We start from the raw sequence: 15,653 nt of genomic DNA on the forward strand, positions 1-15,653 counted from the left end.
TTAAATAAAGAATATAGCAAATAATTGGGTTTGTTTTTTTTTATATTTTTTTATTAAAATTAAAATAGCTTTAAAGAATAATAGCGTAAATATGGTATATTAGTAGTCTTAATATTGGAAAATGATATTTGTATGAAATTAAAAATAATTTAGTATTGGAAAAATATAATATTGTTTATAATAAACAAATTTAATAACAATAATATAAAAATTGTTAAATATTAACATGTTTAGTATAATAAACAGGAATGTTTTTAGTCTATATAAAAACGATAATGTTTATATGTTTTACACTTTTTAATAATACTAAAATGGTTGAGATAAAAAATGTACCGCGTGTTTATTGAATGTAAGCTAAACAAATAAAAATAGGGAAGATATAGGATTAATAGTGTAAATTGGTAAAAGAGATAAGAAATTAGGAAGATAAAGAATTTTAATGGTATTCTAAATTTTTGAAAGGAGTGGTTAGTATGAGGTTTACTATAAGATTGTTAGTTACTTTTTTGCTGGTCACTTTTGTTTTCCTTTCGTTTGCAGGAGAGGTAGTTCCTTTGATTGAAGATCCAGGGTGTAGTGTTAACTACTGTTCATGGTTTTATGTTGGCGATTTAAGATGGCAGGCGTTTGGTGAGGCAGAGCACTACAGTTCAAATGGAACACCACTTAGTGTAACATTGGAAGTTGATTTTACATGTAAAAACCCCTACTTTGGTGTAACATTATGTCGTGGAAAAGCTGTTGTATCAAAAATTGGTACAGTAAGTGCCACATGTTATTGCACACCTGCAGGAGAGGCTGCCATTTGTCTAGCTTCGTGCAGCTGTAGGGGTATGTAAAATTTTTGGAGGTGAAAAAATGCTTAGTAATTTTTTTAACACACGTGTTGGATTTATAATGTTATTAATTTTATTTCTGACTATCTCATGTTTTGCACAACAATCTACAATTAGTGGTCAGTTCCCAGAAACAAAAGCTGGCATGTTTTACACTTTTACACGTGTGGTTCAGCTTCATGATGCTCCATTAACCTCTTTTTATGCACCGTTTGATCTTTACAATGCAAAATTTGGTCAGATAACATTAAAAGGTGAAACTTTTGATGTTATAACCGGATTAAAAGATGGAGAAGAAATAATATTGGTAGATGGGAATAGAAATAAAAATTTTTCAGATGATGAAATCTATGCTCAAACATTATCAGGAATGAATGTTAATACATATATTGAAAAACTTATATTCAGCGATGGAAGTGGCTATTATATTGCCTTGTGGCGTATAGAAGACAAATTATACTATTGCGGTATTACCAGAAGAGAAGGTATACTTTACGTGGGAGAGAAAAGCTATAAAGCAGCGATTGCTGAGACAGATTCAGATGGATGGTACACAAAAGATGCAATATTACTTATGGTAGATTTAAATGAAAATGGTAAGTTTGATGGCCCGGAGTTTTTCAGAAAGTACTTAAAGATAGGAGAAGAATATTTTACGATAGAGAGTGTTACCAAAAACGGAGAAGCTATAGTCCTTGAAAAGTCTTCAACCTCTGTGCTTGTTCCATTTATAGGTGAAACATTTCCAGATATCTCTTTCGAAGAGGTAAGTGGAAAAACTATAAATCTAGGAGAAAAAGTGGGAGAGTGGAAAGTAATTTACTTTAATTTCTTAACCGCTTCAGAAGTGTCGAAGATAAATGTTTGGCTTGATGCGTTTTCGGAATTTTTGAAAATGGAAGTAAAATCATACGTACTACTTGTAGTTCCATCCTCTTGTAATTGCACATCATGTGAAGAGTGTCCATTGGATTTAGAATCTTTGGCAAAAAAGTATAAAGATATTACAATTGTTCCGATATCACGAGAGAAACTTGATGAGATAACAATTAGATTGAGATTGTTATATCCTGAAACCTTGATGGTGATATCTCCAGACAATGTGCTTGTTTACAGGACAAGTGCAGGAGTAGTAACAGAAGGAGTTATATGGAAACACACAATTACTATGCCAACTGTTGAACAAATTTCTAATTTGATAGTAGCATTGGTAAAAAATTAAAATGAATTTGGACTTATCCCCGTAAGTGGTGCGAATAAAAGAAGTTAATATTTTACTTTTCAAACAACATGGTAGCATGTAATTTTTTGTGTAAATACCTCTTCTTGGATGGTAATAAATTAATTAAATTGGATTATAATTTAGGATATGATTGAATTTGTGGTTAAAATTAATTTTTTTGAAATTTATTAATGACGATTTGAAAAGAATAAGTAAAATAGATTATAACTAAATTTATAAGATCAAAAAACGCACTTTGAAGTATTTTTAACGAATAATTGGATTTTAGTAGAAAATTAAAAAACTAGCAAAATAAAAAGGATGGAATAACTACTATTCCATCCTTTTTTCTGTAAACTTTATTTACTGGCTCCGGCGGAGGGACTCGAACCCCCAACCTAGTGGTTAACAGCCACCCGCTCTGCCTATTGAGCTACGCCGGAACTTATCATAACCATTATATATTATACCATATTTCCCATTTTTTGTCAATAATTCTTTTATTTAAGAGGGGTTAGCTTTTTTCAGACAATATAAAATATATCATATAATGTAAAAAAGTCAATATTTGTATTTTGCTTAATCGAATAAAACTTTTTTAATTTTTTCAGGATCCAATCTAAATTTTGATCCTTTTCCCTGTAAAAAGTGATGCTTTTCAAGAAGGTGTATTGATAAATCGCTATACATAATAGATTCATTGTTTTTTAGATTTTTAACGACTGCTACTTTTTTTCTAAAGATACCATCTTCAAAGGGGCAGGCAAGAAATCCTCTTGCTTCATATACAAAAATTTCAAAATTTTCATAGGTTATTGGCTCACCTAATCCTTTTTCTCCAACTTCAAGTAGTTTTTTCATTTTTTGTGCTACTTTTTCAAAGTCAAGTTTTAGAGCAGCCATTTCTTGCTCATCCTGTAAAATTATATCAACCAGATTTCTATCATCTTCACCTAAAAATCCTTCTGCTGTTATTACTCCAGGTTTCATATTTTCTTGAGCTTTAATCATTTCAGGAGACATTTTCATAATTTTCACCTTCCTATGCGAATTTATCATAATATACATCTTTTATTCCATGTTCATTAAGTAATTTTTCACAGGCATTTATCATTCCAGGACTACCACATAGATATCCCTCTTTTTTAGTGTTTTTGTCAACAACATTTTCTAGGTATTTAACCATTACATCGGTTATAAGGCCAACTTCACCATTCCATTTTTCTGGCTCCATTGGTTCAGAAAGAGCAGGAATGAAATGGAAGTTGCTCCACTTTTTTTCTAAGTCTTTAAAAAGTTCAACATAGAAAAGGTCTTTTTCAGTTCTTGCACCAAAAAAGTACCATACGTTTCTATTGGTGATACCACGTTCATACATATCAAGGATAATAGATTTTATAGGTGCCATACCAGAACCTCCTGCAACACAGATCATATCAGCATCCGTATCTCTCATATAAAATTCACCAAATGGCCCTATAACTTCAATGGTGTCTCCTTCTTTTAGATAATTGTGTACATAAGTTGTTGCTATACCACCTGGAACTAATCTAATTAACAGATCTATTTCATCTTTTTTACTTGGAGTAGATGCAATTGAATACGCTCTTTGTGTAGGTTGCTTTATTTTATCATATGGTGGTACGACAATTTGAACGTATTGCCCTGCTTTAAAGTTTATCTCTTCTGGAAGTTTTATTCGTACTTCTTTGATATCATGTGTTACATTTTTAAGTGAGACAACTTTACCTGTAAGTTTTTTAACATTAAAAAGTTCTTCTGGTAGCTGTATTTTTATGTCTTTTTTAACCTTTATCTGACAAGAAAGCCTTATGTTTTCTTTTATTTCTTCCTCTGACATATAAGGAAGCTCTGTTGGAAGGTATTCTCCAACATCACTTAATACTTTAACTTTACATGCGCCACAACTTCCTCTGCCTCCGCAGGCAGAGGGAACAAAAATATTTTCAGAGGCTAGTGTAAAAAGTAAAGGTGAACCACCCTTTACTTTTAATTTTTTCTTTCCATTGTTTATATCAATTTCCACTTCTCCATAGTTGTTTACTATGGAATCAACTATAACGATTAGAGCAGATAAAACAGATGAAACAACCCCAACAATTAATGGTGCAAGCCATATATTCATATGATCACCCCTATTGAACATTTATCATTCCGGCAAACCCCATGAAGGCCATTGCCATTATACCTATTGTAATCAGTGTAATTCCAACACCTTTAAGCGGTGCAGGAACAGGTGCTTTATCAACTTTAACTCTAATAGCAGCAAGTAGAACTATTGCAAGCCACCATCCAAGGCCTGAACCAAGACCAAAAAAGATTGATTGTAAAAATGTATAGTTTCTAAGCTGCATAAATAGTGCAACACCTAAAATAGCACAGTTAACAGTTATTAATGGTAAAAAAATGCCAAGGCTAATATACAAATTTGGTGCAGTTCTATCTATAACCATTTCAAGGATTTGGACAACTGCAGCGATAACAATAATATATATGATATATCTTAGGTATTCAATTTGAAATGGTACTATGATGTATTTTTCAACTAACCAATTAATAGCAGTTGTTATTGTCATAACCATCGTAACTGCCATACCAAGACCGTTAGATGACTTTAGACTTTTTGAGATGGATATAAACGAGCACATTCCAAGAAAGTTGGAAAGTAATATGTTACTAGTAAAGATTGAAGCAAAAAATAGAACCAGAGGATTTATATTAGGATTCATTTAGCTCCCTCCTTTTTAAAGCCTTTTACTATCCATATAAATAGTGCGAGCATGAAGAAAGCACTTGGGGGCATAATCATTATTGTCCAATTTACAAAGTTTTCTGGCATAACTTTATAGCCAAAAATAGTTCCAAAACCAAGAAGTTCTCTAAAGAATGCAATTGCCACTAGTACTATCATATAGCCAAAGCCGCTTGTGATACCATCCCAAAATGATATAAGGGGAGGATTTGATTGAGCAAACGCTTCGGCACGTCCCATGATAATACAATTTGTTATTATAAGACCAACATATGGTCCGAGTGCTTTACTTACATCTGGAAGGTATGCCTTTAAGATTATATCCACTATGATAACATAGAAAGATATTATTAATACCTGTGTAATCATTCGCACCTTTGATGGAATAAGATTTTTTAAAAGAGATACGGTAAGGTTTGAAAAACCCGTGACAAGCATTACGCCTATTGTCATGATAAAAGTATTTTTTAAATTGTTTGTAACTGCAAGAGTTGAACAAATTCCAAGTACCAGTACAAAGACAGGGTTTTCATACCAAGTATTTTTCAAAAATACTTCTTTAAATTTTCCCATACTACTCACTCCTTAGAGCGTTTCTAATTTTTTCAAGTGAATCGTTGATGATATTTATAAAAAATCTCGAGGTAAGTGTGGCACCTGTTATAGCATCTGCAGAAGAATTTTCTTTGTTAAAATCAGTGGAAGCTCCAGAGACTTTAATTTTGATCTTATCTTTTACATGTTCTCCTTTAAATTGGTTTTTGAACCAATCTTCTTCAATTCTTCCTCCAAGACCAGGAGTTTCATTTTGTGAAATTATGTCTATTCCAATAATTCTATCGACGTTTTCGTTAACTGAAATAACACCGGTTATTGTTCCCCAAAGGCCGCTCCCAGAGAAAATATATGAGTATATTTTTTCTGCATTTATAACTGTTGTGTAAAATTTCAATCCTCCTATTTCTATTTGATCAATCTTAGAATTGAAAATTTTAATTGCCTCCTTTTCATCTTTATATTCAATTCCCATTGAGTTTAATATTGCACGTATTTTTGAAAAGTTTTGGTTTTCAAGTACTTTGTCATAAGTCATTGAGTTTATGATTGAAAGGATCAAGACAAAAGTAAACGAAATAACAAAGGTAAATATTATAGTATATATCTTATTTTCTTTCATTTTTTCACCTTCTTTGTTACGTGATCCAAAAATGGTGCAAAGGTATTACCTAAAAGTACTGCAAAACTTGTCCCTTCTGCAAAGAGTGAAAATGTTCTAATAATTACAATTGAAACTCCAATAATTATTCCATAGATAAATTGTGCCTTTGAATTTTTTGGAGCTGTGATTGGATCTGTTGCAATGAATACTGATACAAACAATAAGCTTCCTGATAAAAGTGCAAAAATGGTAGGTGGTGCAGAAGGAATAAAAATATCAAAAACAGCTGTTAAAATAAATGCACTTGAAATTGTAGAAACAATTATTTTCCAGCTAGCAGTTTTTGTAAAAATTAAATAAATTGCTCCAATAATTATTAAAAATATTGCACTTTCACCAAGAGATCCTGCTCTAAGCCCTAGAAAAAGATCTTTTAAACTTAATGTTTGTGATTCTTTTAGAAGTGCAAGTGGAGTTGCAGATGTTGTTGCATCAAGACCGAACGAGCCAAATTTTGGGATCATCCAACCACTTGTCATATATGATGGAAAGGCAATATAGACAAATAATCTTGCTGTGATTGCAGGATTAAAAATGTTTCTTCCAAATCCTCCATATGCCTCTTTTGCAAAAACTATACCAAATATAATACCTATTGTTGCAATCCACCATGGTGTAAGTGGCGGCAGAGAAAGGGTATATAGCATACAGGTTACTAAGACTGCTTCTGAAACTTTTTTTCCTTTCTTTTTTTCAAAGATGTATTCAGAAAGAATTCCAAAGGTAAAAACAAATAAACTTAGCCAGAGAAGCCTAACGCCATAGAAAAAAAGTGAGTAAATATATATTGGAATTAATGCGTATAAAACTCTTCGCATCATTGGCTGTTTTTGAAATAGAGCCATTTTTAATCACTCCTTGTGTGTTTTTTCAAGAAGAAAAGTCCAGGCTTTAACCTGGACTTTTAAAAGATTTTGTAAGTCTTATATTTTACTACCCTCACTGTAAATATCAAATTCATCGTCTTCTCTTAATCTAAGAGTGAGTTTTTTCATGTGCTTTTTTTCTTCTTCAATAACTTTTTCAATTGCGCTATTGTCAGGAACGAGTATTTTAATGTCGTTATAAAATATTATGGAATCCTTTTCAACTTCAATTGCCAGTTTAATTGCTTCTTTTACACTTGTTGGAATTTTTTCAATTGTAAGTTTTGGGAAAATTACATCTTCAGCAAATGCTTTTAAATATCCGACTTCTTCTTCATTGAGGTTTAAGTTTTTTTTATCTTTAAAATTTGATAAAATTTCTTCAAAAATTTTTGCATGTTCTCTTTCTTCATTTGCAAGTTCGAGAAATAAATTCTTTAGAGATCCACTTGAAACATTTGAAAGTTTTTCATAATATGAATAGCCTGCACCTTCAATTTTTAATGCGACCCCCAAAAGTTCATCGATTGTCATAGTATCCCCTCCTTGAGTCTACTCTACAGTATATATTATACAACTTTTTTTCAAAAATAAAAATTTTGTAAAATATGTTATAATTTTTTTAGGGGTAGATTAAATGGTTAAAATAGCTTATTTTTCGGGGACAGGAAATACTGAATTTGTTGCAAAAAAAGTTGGCAGAAAAATTAAAAAGTAACAATAAAACAGTGGAATTAGAACAAATTATATTAAAGAATTTAAAAGCTATTTCTTTTAAAAATATAAATTATTAATTTTACTCACTCCTGTCCGCTCGTTTGCCCTTTCTTGGCCTGTATATAGTTGGGTTAAAAAATTAATGATTGCTTAGGGATTAATACCGCTATTATCTCAGTTTTTGTAGGCGGTTTTATTCCTGAAAACAGTGCTGCTCATATGAAATCAAAGCATCTTCTATTAAAAAAGGTTGTAATATTTTATACGAAGATATGGTAACGATGCCATTAAATTGTTTCTCAGCAATGAAAGAGAAAGAGATAAAAGAAATTTTTTGCAACTTACCTAATAAAATTGACGAGATTGTAGATAATATACTAAAAGGAGGAAGAAAAGTTTTAAAGCCTACACTTAAGGGACTAGTTTTATCTAAATTTTCAATATTTGAAAAATTTTTTGCAAGGCTTTTTGCAAAAGGATATAAAGTTAATGATAATTGCAATCTTTGTAGTTTTTGTGTTAATAACTGTCCAACCAATAATATTTCAATAAAAAAGGTAAAGTACATTTTGGTTTTAATTGTGCACTTTGTTTAAAGTGTACATATGGTTGCCCTCAAGGGGCAATCGTTCAAAGAATGTTTCCATTTATGATTATTAAAGATGGATACAAACTTGAAGATTATTTAAATAAGTTTGGAGGAGACTTAAATGGCAAAGAAGATTAATAAAAATCTTAGCGAATTTGAAAAATTTGTTTTGTTTGAAAAAGGTACAGAGAGACCTTTTAGTGGAAAATTTGAAAATCACTTTGAAAAGGGAATATACGTTTGTAAAAATTGTGGAATTTCACTTTACAATTCATCTTCAAAATTTAATTCAGGATGTGGATGGCCTGCATTTGATGATGAAATACCTGGTGCAATAAGAAAACAGGTTGATAGAGATGGAATTAGAGAAGAGATAGTGTGTTCATATTGTGGAGCACATTTAGGCCACGTTTTTTATGGGGAAGGTTTTACCGAGAAAAATGTAAGACATTGTGTTAATTCAGTATCACTTGATTTTGTGCCGGAAGGAGGAAAGTCTTTAATAGATAGAATATTTTTTGCAGGGGGATGTTTTTGGGGAGTAAAGTATTTGTTTAGGAAACTAGATGGAGTTGTAGACACAAGGGTAGGTTACATGGGTGGAAAAAGAAAAAATCCTACATACGAACAAGTTTGTACAGGTGTAACTGGTCATCTTGAAACGGTGGAAGTAATTTTTGACCCAAAAAAGTTATATGAAAAAACTTTGATAAAGTATTTTTTTGAAATACATGATTTTACACAAGAAAATGGTCAAGGTCCAGATATTGGAGAACAATATAAAAGTGCAATTTTTTATACAAATGATCTCCAAAAAAAGATTTCTGAAAAATTGATACAAGCTTTAAAGAAAAAGTATAATGTTGTAACACAACTTAGAAAGGCAAGCGATTTTTGGGTAGCAGAAGATTATCATCAGCAATATTATGAAAAGACAGGAAAAACTCCTTGTTGTCACGTAAGATTTAAGTTATTAAAAACATGGGATGGAATAATTTGATCTTGTATGTAAAATAAAGCCATTTTTTGTTTTATATGTTGAAATGGTGTTGTGTTTAAAGTATTTCTAGAGTAAAAAATTACATGCTACCTAACAAAAACATAGCTAGTAACAGTTTTTTTTCTACAGTGTTTTTTCTTTCTTAGAGTACAAGTTTAATATCGTGTGGTAATCAATACATTTTTGAGAAATTTAAGATTTTAGAGATTTAAGTTTTTTTCTTAGATTTCATTTCATACATTTTTCTATCAACAATTTTTATATTTTCTTCTATGTTTTTTTCAGGATCAAAATACATTAGACCATATGAAAAATCAACTTTAAATTCAGAATCTAAAACCATTTTTCTGATCCTTTGAATTACACTTTCAGAATTTTCAATATTTGAGTTATGTAGTAATATTAAAAATTCATCTCCACCATACCTTATTATCAAGTCATTCCTTCTTAAAACCCTTTTTGTTATTTTTACAAAATTTTTGAGTACTTTATCTCCATAAATATGTCCATATTTATCGTTTATGTATTTAAAATTATCAAGATCCAGAAAAATTACAACTTTATATTTTGATTTTTCTTTTTTTGGCTTTTTATAAAGAATTTCATATAAATAATTTCTATTATATGCGTTTGTTAATGGGTCAATAATTGCTTTTCTTAAGTTTTCTTTACTTGATTTGTAAAGAATTTGATATTCATTTTTGAGTTTAATACTAATTGAAATTAAAAATGCAAGTATTTCGAACAGATGGAAGTCTTTTAAAGTGAATTTATTTATCCCTTCCTTTTCAAATAGCACCGCTCCAAATACTTTTTTTTCGATTAATAATGGTATACCGTACATTGAGTAAGGTTTATCAATTATTTTCATTAACTTATATTCTTTGGGGAAGTTAATTTCATCTAAATTTTTTACGTATAATTTTTTGCCGGTGTCTATAACATATGAAATTAGGGTTTTGTCCTTAACAATGAAATTTTTAAGTTTTCTATCTCCAATTTTTCCATAAATTATATTAATTGAGCCATCAATCTGTCTAATTCCAACGGCTAATGAGTCGATTATATTTTGACTGGAAAGAAAATTAAAGAAATAATCTACAAGTTCATACGTTGAAGTATCCGAAGTTGTTAGGTTAAAAAATTCTTCAGGAATTTTATAAATTGAACTTATTAATTCGTCTGTATATTCTTTTATGTTTGAGAATACGTTTGTAATTAATAATACGGAATAAACATTTGTTTTACTTTTTTCTCTTCTAAATTTGATTTTATAAGATTCATCAGAAAAGGAGATAGTTGTTTCGTATTCAAAAAGTTTTTCTTTAAAATTCGCACTAAGTTTTTCAAAAAAGTCTTTTAAAAAAGGATATTTATTGGTATAAAAATTTATCTTTTTATAAGAAAAGTTTTTAAAATCATTTATATCTATCCCGTGTTTTTCAAAAATTTCTTTTATTGATTTATTACAGTATAAAATTTTGGAGTTTTTCAAAATTATAACGTAAGAATCACTTTTGGCAGTGCTGTATAAAAGTTTTGTTAACTTTATAATTCTAACGATATAAAATAACAATGAAATTAAAGTTAAAGCTAAAATAAATAAAAAGATTAACATTAATTTTTCTCCTTTATTTTTATTTACATTTTAGATTATAATTATTTACTCAATCAATATTATATCACAGAAACTAAATTTTATTTATTGTTACTTTCGTTAACAAAAAATTTACATTAAAAATTTGAACCCTTCCATATGTTATCAGTCTAAATATATGACTGATAAAAAGAAAAATTTTTCGGAGGTGAGATATATGAGATATTTAGATGAAAGGATGCAAGAATTAGTCCAGCAAGCGGCAGAACGCTTATCTCAAAGAAGGCAGAACCTGTTAAAACCCGAGCATGTATTATATGAAATTCTTCAAGATGAAAACATTCAAAAAATATTTGAAACGTTAAATGTACCTACTGAAGAAATCGAAGATAGGTTAGAAGAATTAATTGAAAGCCAATATGGGGTTTACTACGGTTCATCATCTGGTGTTTACATGTCAAATGAGCTATCTAGGATTTTTGAACTTTCAAGGAAAGAAAGTAAGTTATTAGGCTCAAGTAAAGTATCACCAGTTCACTTTTTATTAGCTGTTCTAAAGGATGCTTCAACTCAATGTGCAGCAATATTATCAAAGTACAATGTAACTTATGATTCGGTTTTAAAAGCGGTTAAAGAGCTAGCAGACTCGGGAGAAATTGGTAGTGAGGGAAATGTGTTAGCAAAGTATACCACTGATTTAACAAAATTGGCAAAGGAAGGAAAGCTTTCACCAGTTATTGGAAGGGAAAAAGAAATTGAAAGGGTAATTGAAATTCTTTCAAGAAAAACAAAGAACAACCCAGTCCTTATTGGAGATCCAGGTGTTGGAAAAACTGCAATTGTTGAAGGCCTTGCTCAAAGAATTGTTGAAGGTAAAGTTCCTGAAAAGCTGAAGAATAAGAAAATTTTAATGCTTGATTTAGGAAAAATGCTTGCAGGAAGCAAGTACAGAGGAGAATTTGAAGAGCGTTTAAAGAAAGTAATGGAAGAGATTAAAAAGATGAAAGATAATGTTATTCTATTCATTGATGAGCTACACACCATTGTTGGAGCTGGTGCAGCAGAAGGTGCAATGGATGCATCGAATATGCTTAAACCGGCACTTGCAAGAGGAGAACTTCATGCCATAGGTGCAACTACACTCGAAGAATATAGAAAACACATTGAAAAAGACAAGGCTCTTGCAAGAAGGTTCCAACCAGTGCTTGTTGAAGAACCAAGTGTAGAGGAAACCATAGAGATACTAAAGGGATTGCGCGAAACATATGAAAAACATCATGATATTAAGATAACAGATGATGCTATTGAAGCTGCTGCAAAACTTTCAGCAAAGTATATCCAGGACAGATTTATGCCAGACAAGGCAATAGATTTAATAGATGAGGCCGCTGCAAAAGTAAGTTTGAGAAATAGTGATCCAAAATTGACTGAATTAAAGGAAAAAATAAAATCTTTGAGTGAAAAAATAGATGAACTTACTATTAATTCACAGTATAAAGAAGCTGCAGAGATGAAGCAACAAATGTATAAAATGCAGCAACAATACGAAGAACTCGAGAAAAAGTATGGTTCAAAAGAAGTAACACCTGAAACTGTAGCAAAGGTTGTAGAATCCTGGACTGGAATTCCAGCTACAAAGATGATGGAGTCTGAAAAAGAAAAATTATTAAAATTTGAAGAATTAGTCCATCAGAGAATGGTGGACCAAGAAGAGGCTGTAAAAGTAGTTGCTGATGCAATAAGAAAAGCAAGAGCTGGTATAAAAGATCCAAATAGACCAATAGGAACATTCTTATTCCTAGGTCCAAGTGGTGTTGGTAAGACTGAACTTGCAAAAACAATTGCTGAATTGCTCTTTGGCTCTGAAAATGCACTCATAAGGATTGATATGAGTGAATACATGGAAAAACACTCAGTTGCAAGACTTATAGGTGCACCTCCAGGATATGTCGGTTATGATCAAGGTGGTCAATTAACCGAAGCTGTTAGAAGAAAACCATATAGTGTAATACTTCTTGATGAAGTAGAAAAGGCACATCCTGAGGTATTCAATGTACTCTTACAAGTCTTTGATGATGGTAGACTTACTGATGGTAAAGGTAACACAGTTGATTTTAGAAATACAATAATAATCATGACAAGTAACCTTGCAAGTGATAAGATATTGAGGAAAGTAGAAGCTGGAGTTGATTTTGAAAAGATAGAAGAATCTGTACGTGAAGATTTAAAACACTACTTTAGACCAGAGTTCATAAATAGAATAGACCATGTAGTGATATTCAAGCCATTGACAAAAGAGCATATGAAAGAAATTGTAGAAAAATTAGTTGCAAGGCTTGAAAAGAGATTAAAAGAAAAGAATTTAAAGATAAAACTTACAGAAAAAGCAAAAGAATATCTAGCAGAAAAAGGTTACGATCCAGCATTTGGTGCAAGACCACTTAGAAGATTAATAGAGCGGGAAATTGAAACACCACTTTCAGTAAAAATAATCGCTGGAGAAATTGCAGAAGGAGATATTGTACTAGTTGATGAAGAAAATGGAAAATTGATTGTAGAAAAAGAAAAAGAATTGACAAAATAGAATGTGGCTCCAAGTAGGAGCCACATTTTTTATTTTAAAAGTGAAAGTGGTATAATAATTCTAGGAGGCGAAAGTATGGAAAAAGCAAAGAATTTTTGTCTTCCTGACAAAGATGGGAAAATGCATTGTTTGGAAGATTTTAAAGGCAAATGGGTTGTATTATATTTTTATCCAAAGGATAATACATCAGGTTGCACAAGAGAGGCAAAAGATTTTTCACAGTTAAAAGAAGAATTTGAAAAGTTAGGAGCAGTTATTATTGGTATAAGTAAAGATAGTCCAAAATCACATCAAAAATTTGTTGAGAAACATTCGCTTTCTATACTTCTTTTAAGTGATGAAAATCACAAAGTTATTGAGGACTATCAAGCTTGGGGAAAGAAAAAGATGTATGGAAGAGAGTATTTTGGAGTCATTCGTAGTACCTTTTTGATTGATCCTGACGGAAATATAGTGAAGGCTTGGAGAAATGTAAAAGTAAAAGATCACGCAAATGAAGTTTTAAAAACTTTAAAAGAACTTTTATAATGGTATAATTTATTGATAAATAAAACAACGTGTCTTTTGATTAATTTTGTGAATTTTTGCACTAAAAAAGGGGGTGTTTTTATGGCAGATATTACTGTAAGGACTGTTATGGCGATTTTAATTGATAACAGGGAAAAGTCTGCAACAAAAGTTCAAGAACTTTTGACAGAATACGGATGCTATATTAAAACAAGGTTGGGATTACACGAAGGTGTTCCACAATATTGTTCAAACTCAGGACTAATTATATTAGAACTTGTTGATGATGAATCAAAACATGAAGAGCTCAAAGAAAAGTTAAATCAAATTCCAGGTGTAAAATGTGATTTAATGAGATTAAGTTTTAGTTAAATTTAAGCCTCGGGTTTTCCGAGGCTTAAAATATTATTTGAAAGATACTTATAAGCATTCCAAGGGGGATTCCAAAAATTTCTACGTATCTTAATTCCCTTTTTGCAAGCTTTAGTGTTACTTCTTCCATCTCTTCCAAAGAATAGCTTTCTATCTTTTCCCTTATTATTTCTTTGAAAGATATTTTTTCAAAGAATTTTTCAATTAGACTAATTATTCTATTTTCATATTTTGTAAAAATATCTATTAACAATTTTTCTATGTCTAGGCCAAGATAGTTTAATAATTCTTTTATATCTATTTTTCTTTCTAATTGAGTCACAATTTTCTTAACTGTGATATCAAAGATGTTAGTTTTTAGGTTGTAAATAAGACTTTTAAATTGTTCAAATGTTATAAGATCTTCTATTTTTCTATTGACAATCTTTTGTTCGATAATTTGCTTTAAATTGTTATAGATTGCACCTTTTTGTTGTATGTCGTTTTTCACATCATAAAAGAATCTATCAATCAATGGTTCAACAAAAGAGCCTATAGGAATAAGTGGAATTTTAATCTTTGAAATTAGAAATTCTTTTGCCTTTTCTTTTAAGGAATCATCTAGAAATTTGTCTATGTTGTTAATCAAAATTTCTGATATGTCAATGTCGAGTTCAGATAAACTTTTTTCTTTTATTAAATTCCAGATCTTTTCTTCGTCAATTTTTTCAAAAATAAATTTACTTATCTTTGTTTCTAATTCTTTGTCGTTTGTTATATTTTTTAGTGGTGGTATTACTAGATCATTTGAGTTTAAAAAGTCAATTATTGAATTTACAAAGTTTTCTTTGTTTTTTTCTATAAACTCACGCAATGATTTTGGGTTTATAAATTCTTCTTCTATTATCTTTGAGGTGCTATTTGCAATTTCATCCCTTTTTTTGGGAATAACTCCTTGAAATCCAAAAACTTTTCTTTTTGGGTTAAAAAGCATCCATATTGCAAGAACATTTGTTATATACCCAACAAGCCCTCCTATCGATAAAAGCCCAATTATTTTAAAGGCAGAAATATTAAAATTTGTGTATATGTTGTAACTTACTAAGTAAGTTAAAAATAGAGTCCAAAATAAAATATCTTTTGCAAGCTTTTTGATCATATAATTCCTCCTCGTATAATTAGTTTAGTAAAAAGTATAAATTGGTCATTGAAAAGTAAATAGTTTTATGTAATTTCAAATAGTTAAAAATAGTTAATTTTTAACTATTTTGTTTATTATCATACACCTCTAGTAAAATAGTTTCAGGTTTTTCCTCCTTGAGACTTAGGTCTCTTAAATAAGATTGCCTAACTAGAGTACATCTTTTTACTTGCCGGAAAATGTTTTTCCTC

General features: G+C 30.3%; 16 protein-coding genes and 1 tRNA gene. 7 read left to right on the top strand and 10 right to left on the bottom strand.

The genetic code is table 11. From position 1 onward, the window contains the following. The first annotated feature begins 473 nt into the window (after window positions 1-473). Together EO083_RS08890 and EO083_RS08895 are read left to right on the top strand one after the other, a co-directional pair. Window positions 474-839, top strand: coding sequence for a hypothetical protein (locus EO083_RS08890; protein WP_126993956.1), 366 nt, complete (start codon window positions 474-476; stop codon window positions 837-839). A 19-nt stretch (window positions 840-858) separates the two neighbouring features. Next, window positions 859-2,058 (top strand): hypothetical protein, encoded by a 1,200-nt coding sequence (locus EO083_RS08895; protein ID WP_126993958.1) that lies wholly within the window; start codon window positions 859-861, stop codon window positions 2,056-2,058. Between the two features lie 367 nt (window positions 2,059-2,425). Here EO083_RS08895 and EO083_RS08900 read toward each other — a convergent pair. From EO083_RS08900 to EO083_RS08935, 8 genes are all read right to left on the bottom strand, one after another. Further along, a tRNA-Asn gene (locus EO083_RS08900) sits at window positions 2,426-2,501 on the bottom strand. Between the two features lie 136 nt (window positions 2,502-2,637). Continuing rightward, complete coding sequence (locus EO083_RS08905; protein WP_126993960.1) at window positions 2,638-3,087, bottom strand: hypothetical protein; 450 nt, start codon at window positions 3,085-3,087, stop codon at window positions 2,638-2,640. A 13-nt stretch (window positions 3,088-3,100) separates the two neighbouring features. Next, window positions 3,101-4,204, bottom strand: coding sequence for an NADH:ubiquinone reductase (Na(+)-transporting) subunit F (locus EO083_RS08910; protein ID WP_126993962.1), 1,104 nt, complete (start codon window positions 4,202-4,204; stop codon window positions 3,101-3,103). A gap of 10 nt (window positions 4,205-4,214) precedes the next feature. Continuing rightward, entirely contained in the window at window positions 4,215-4,808 is a 594-nt protein-coding gene (locus EO083_RS08915) for an electron transport complex protein RnfA (RefSeq protein WP_126993964.1), read from the bottom strand. After that, complete coding sequence (locus tag EO083_RS08920; RefSeq protein ID WP_114703077.1) at window positions 4,805-5,404, bottom strand: NADH:ubiquinone reductase (Na(+)-transporting) subunit D; 600 nt, start codon at window positions 5,402-5,404, stop codon at window positions 4,805-4,807. Before EO083_RS08920 ends, EO083_RS08915 begins: the two co-directional genes overlap by 4 nt. Window position 5,405: 1 nt before the next feature. Continuing rightward, window positions 5,406-6,008, bottom strand: a complete 603-nt coding sequence (locus EO083_RS08925) for an FMN-binding protein (RefSeq protein WP_126993966.1) — start codon at window positions 6,006-6,008, stop codon at window positions 5,406-5,408. Further along, complete coding sequence (locus EO083_RS08930) at window positions 6,005-6,895, bottom strand: RnfABCDGE type electron transport complex subunit D (RefSeq protein WP_126993968.1); 891 nt, start codon at window positions 6,893-6,895, stop codon at window positions 6,005-6,007. Before EO083_RS08930 ends, EO083_RS08925 begins: the two co-directional genes overlap by 4 nt. A 78-nt stretch (window positions 6,896-6,973) precedes the next feature. Beyond that, window positions 6,974-7,450, bottom strand: coding sequence for a ferritin family protein (locus EO083_RS08935; protein WP_126993970.1), 477 nt, complete (start codon window positions 7,448-7,450; stop codon window positions 6,974-6,976). A 455-nt stretch (window positions 7,451-7,905) separates the two neighbouring features. On the opposite strand from EO083_RS08935, the gene EO083_RS08940 reads away from it, so the two are divergent. Both EO083_RS08940 and EO083_RS08945 read left to right on the top strand, forming a co-directional pair. Beyond that, window positions 7,906-8,229, top strand: a complete 324-nt coding sequence (locus EO083_RS08940) for a hypothetical protein (protein WP_126993972.1) — start codon at window positions 7,906-7,908, stop codon at window positions 8,227-8,229. A 114-nt stretch (window positions 8,230-8,343) separates the two neighbouring features. Then, window positions 8,344-9,222 carry a bifunctional methionine sulfoxide reductase B/A protein gene (locus EO083_RS08945; protein ID WP_126993974.1) on the top strand — a complete coding sequence of 293 codons (879 nt, stop codon included), beginning with the start codon at window positions 8,344-8,346 and terminating at the stop codon, window positions 9,220-9,222. Window positions 9,223-9,430: 208 nt separating this feature from the next. Here the strand turns inward: EO083_RS08945 and EO083_RS08950 are convergent, their stop codons facing one another. After that, complete coding sequence (locus EO083_RS08950; RefSeq protein ID WP_126993976.1) at window positions 9,431-10,840, bottom strand: sensor domain-containing diguanylate cyclase; 1,410 nt, start codon at window positions 10,838-10,840, stop codon at window positions 9,431-9,433. 196 nt (window positions 10,841-11,036) lie between these two features. Here EO083_RS08950 and EO083_RS08955 point away from each other — a divergent pair, with 196 nt between their 5' ends. The 3 genes from EO083_RS08955 (at window position 11,037) to EO083_RS08965 (ending at window position 14,282) form a co-directional block, all read left to right on the top strand. Continuing rightward, on the top strand, window positions 11,037-13,403 hold the full coding sequence (locus EO083_RS08955; RefSeq protein WP_126993978.1) for an ATP-dependent Clp protease ATP-binding subunit: 2,367 nt from the start codon (window positions 11,037-11,039) through the stop codon (window positions 13,401-13,403). Between the two features lie 75 nt (window positions 13,404-13,478). Continuing rightward, entirely contained in the window at window positions 13,479-13,931 is a 453-nt protein-coding gene (gene bcp / locus EO083_RS08960) for a thioredoxin-dependent thiol peroxidase (protein WP_126993980.1), read from the top strand. 81 nt (window positions 13,932-14,012) lie between these two features. Further along, window positions 14,013-14,282 carry a CPF_0552 family protein gene (locus EO083_RS08965; RefSeq protein WP_126993982.1) on the top strand — a complete coding sequence of 90 codons (270 nt, stop codon included), beginning with the start codon at window positions 14,013-14,015 and terminating at the stop codon, window positions 14,280-14,282. A 25-nt stretch (window positions 14,283-14,307) separates the two neighbouring features. Here EO083_RS08965 and EO083_RS08970 read toward each other — a convergent pair whose 3' ends face one another. Then, window positions 14,308-15,420: a DUF445 family protein gene (locus tag EO083_RS08970; protein ID WP_126993985.1), complete on the bottom strand. Its 1,113-nt coding sequence runs from the start codon at window positions 15,418-15,420 to the stop codon at window positions 14,308-14,310. Window positions 15,421-15,653 lie beyond the last annotated feature (233 nt).

The sequence above is a fragment of the Thermosipho globiformans genome (assembly GCF_003990895.1).
Lineage (GTDB): Bacteria > Thermotogota > Thermotogae > Thermotogales > Fervidobacteriaceae > Thermosipho > Thermosipho japonicus.

What these genes read in the sequence shown, in the direction of transcription:
- EO083_RS08965 (WP_126993982.1), top strand. Translation starts at nt 14,013, where the DNA reads ATGGCAGATATTACTGTAAGGACTGTTATGGCGATTTTAATTGATAAC.
- bcp (WP_126993980.1), top strand. Translation starts at nt 13,479, where the DNA reads ATGGAAAAAGCAAAGAATTTTTGTCTTCCTGACAAAGATGGGAAAATG.
- EO083_RS08890 (WP_126993956.1), top strand. Translation starts at nt 474, where the DNA reads ATGAGGTTTACTATAAGATTGTTAGTTACTTTTTTGCTGGTCACTTTT.
- EO083_RS08935 (WP_126993970.1), bottom strand. Translation starts at nt 7,450, where the DNA reads ATGACAATCGATGAACTTTTGGGGGTCGCATTAAAAATTGAAGGTGCA.
- EO083_RS08915 (WP_126993964.1), bottom strand. Translation starts at nt 4,808, where the DNA reads ATGAATCCTAATATAAATCCTCTGGTTCTATTTTTTGCTTCAATCTTT.
- EO083_RS08920 (WP_114703077.1), bottom strand. Translation starts at nt 5,404, where the DNA reads ATGGGAAAATTTAAAGAAGTATTTTTGAAAAATACTTGGTATGAAAAC.
- EO083_RS08970 (WP_126993985.1), bottom strand. Translation starts at nt 15,420, where the DNA reads ATGATCAAAAAGCTTGCAAAAGATATTTTATTTTGGACTCTATTTTTA.
- EO083_RS08925 (WP_126993966.1), bottom strand. Translation starts at nt 6,008, where the DNA reads ATGAAAGAAAATAAGATATATACTATAATATTTACCTTTGTTATTTCG.
- EO083_RS08945 (WP_126993974.1), top strand. Translation starts at nt 8,344, where the DNA reads ATGGCAAAGAAGATTAATAAAAATCTTAGCGAATTTGAAAAATTTGTT.
- EO083_RS08910 (WP_126993962.1), bottom strand. Translation starts at nt 4,204, where the DNA reads ATGAATATATGGCTTGCACCATTAATTGTTGGGGTTGTTTCATCTGTT.
- EO083_RS08905 (WP_126993960.1), bottom strand. Translation starts at nt 3,087, where the DNA reads ATGAAAATGTCTCCTGAAATGATTAAAGCTCAAGAAAATATGAAACCT.
- EO083_RS08955 (WP_126993978.1), top strand. Translation starts at nt 11,037, where the DNA reads ATGAGATATTTAGATGAAAGGATGCAAGAATTAGTCCAGCAAGCGGCA.
- EO083_RS08895 (WP_126993958.1), top strand. Translation starts at nt 859, where the DNA reads ATGCTTAGTAATTTTTTTAACACACGTGTTGGATTTATAATGTTATTA.
- EO083_RS08930 (WP_126993968.1), bottom strand. Translation starts at nt 6,895, where the DNA reads ATGGCTCTATTTCAAAAACAGCCAATGATGCGAAGAGTTTTATACGCA.
- EO083_RS08950 (WP_126993976.1), bottom strand. Translation starts at nt 10,840, where the DNA reads ATGTTAATCTTTTTATTTATTTTAGCTTTAACTTTAATTTCATTGTTA.
- EO083_RS08940 (WP_126993972.1), top strand. Translation starts at nt 7,906, where the DNA reads ATGGTAACGATGCCATTAAATTGTTTCTCAGCAATGAAAGAGAAAGAG.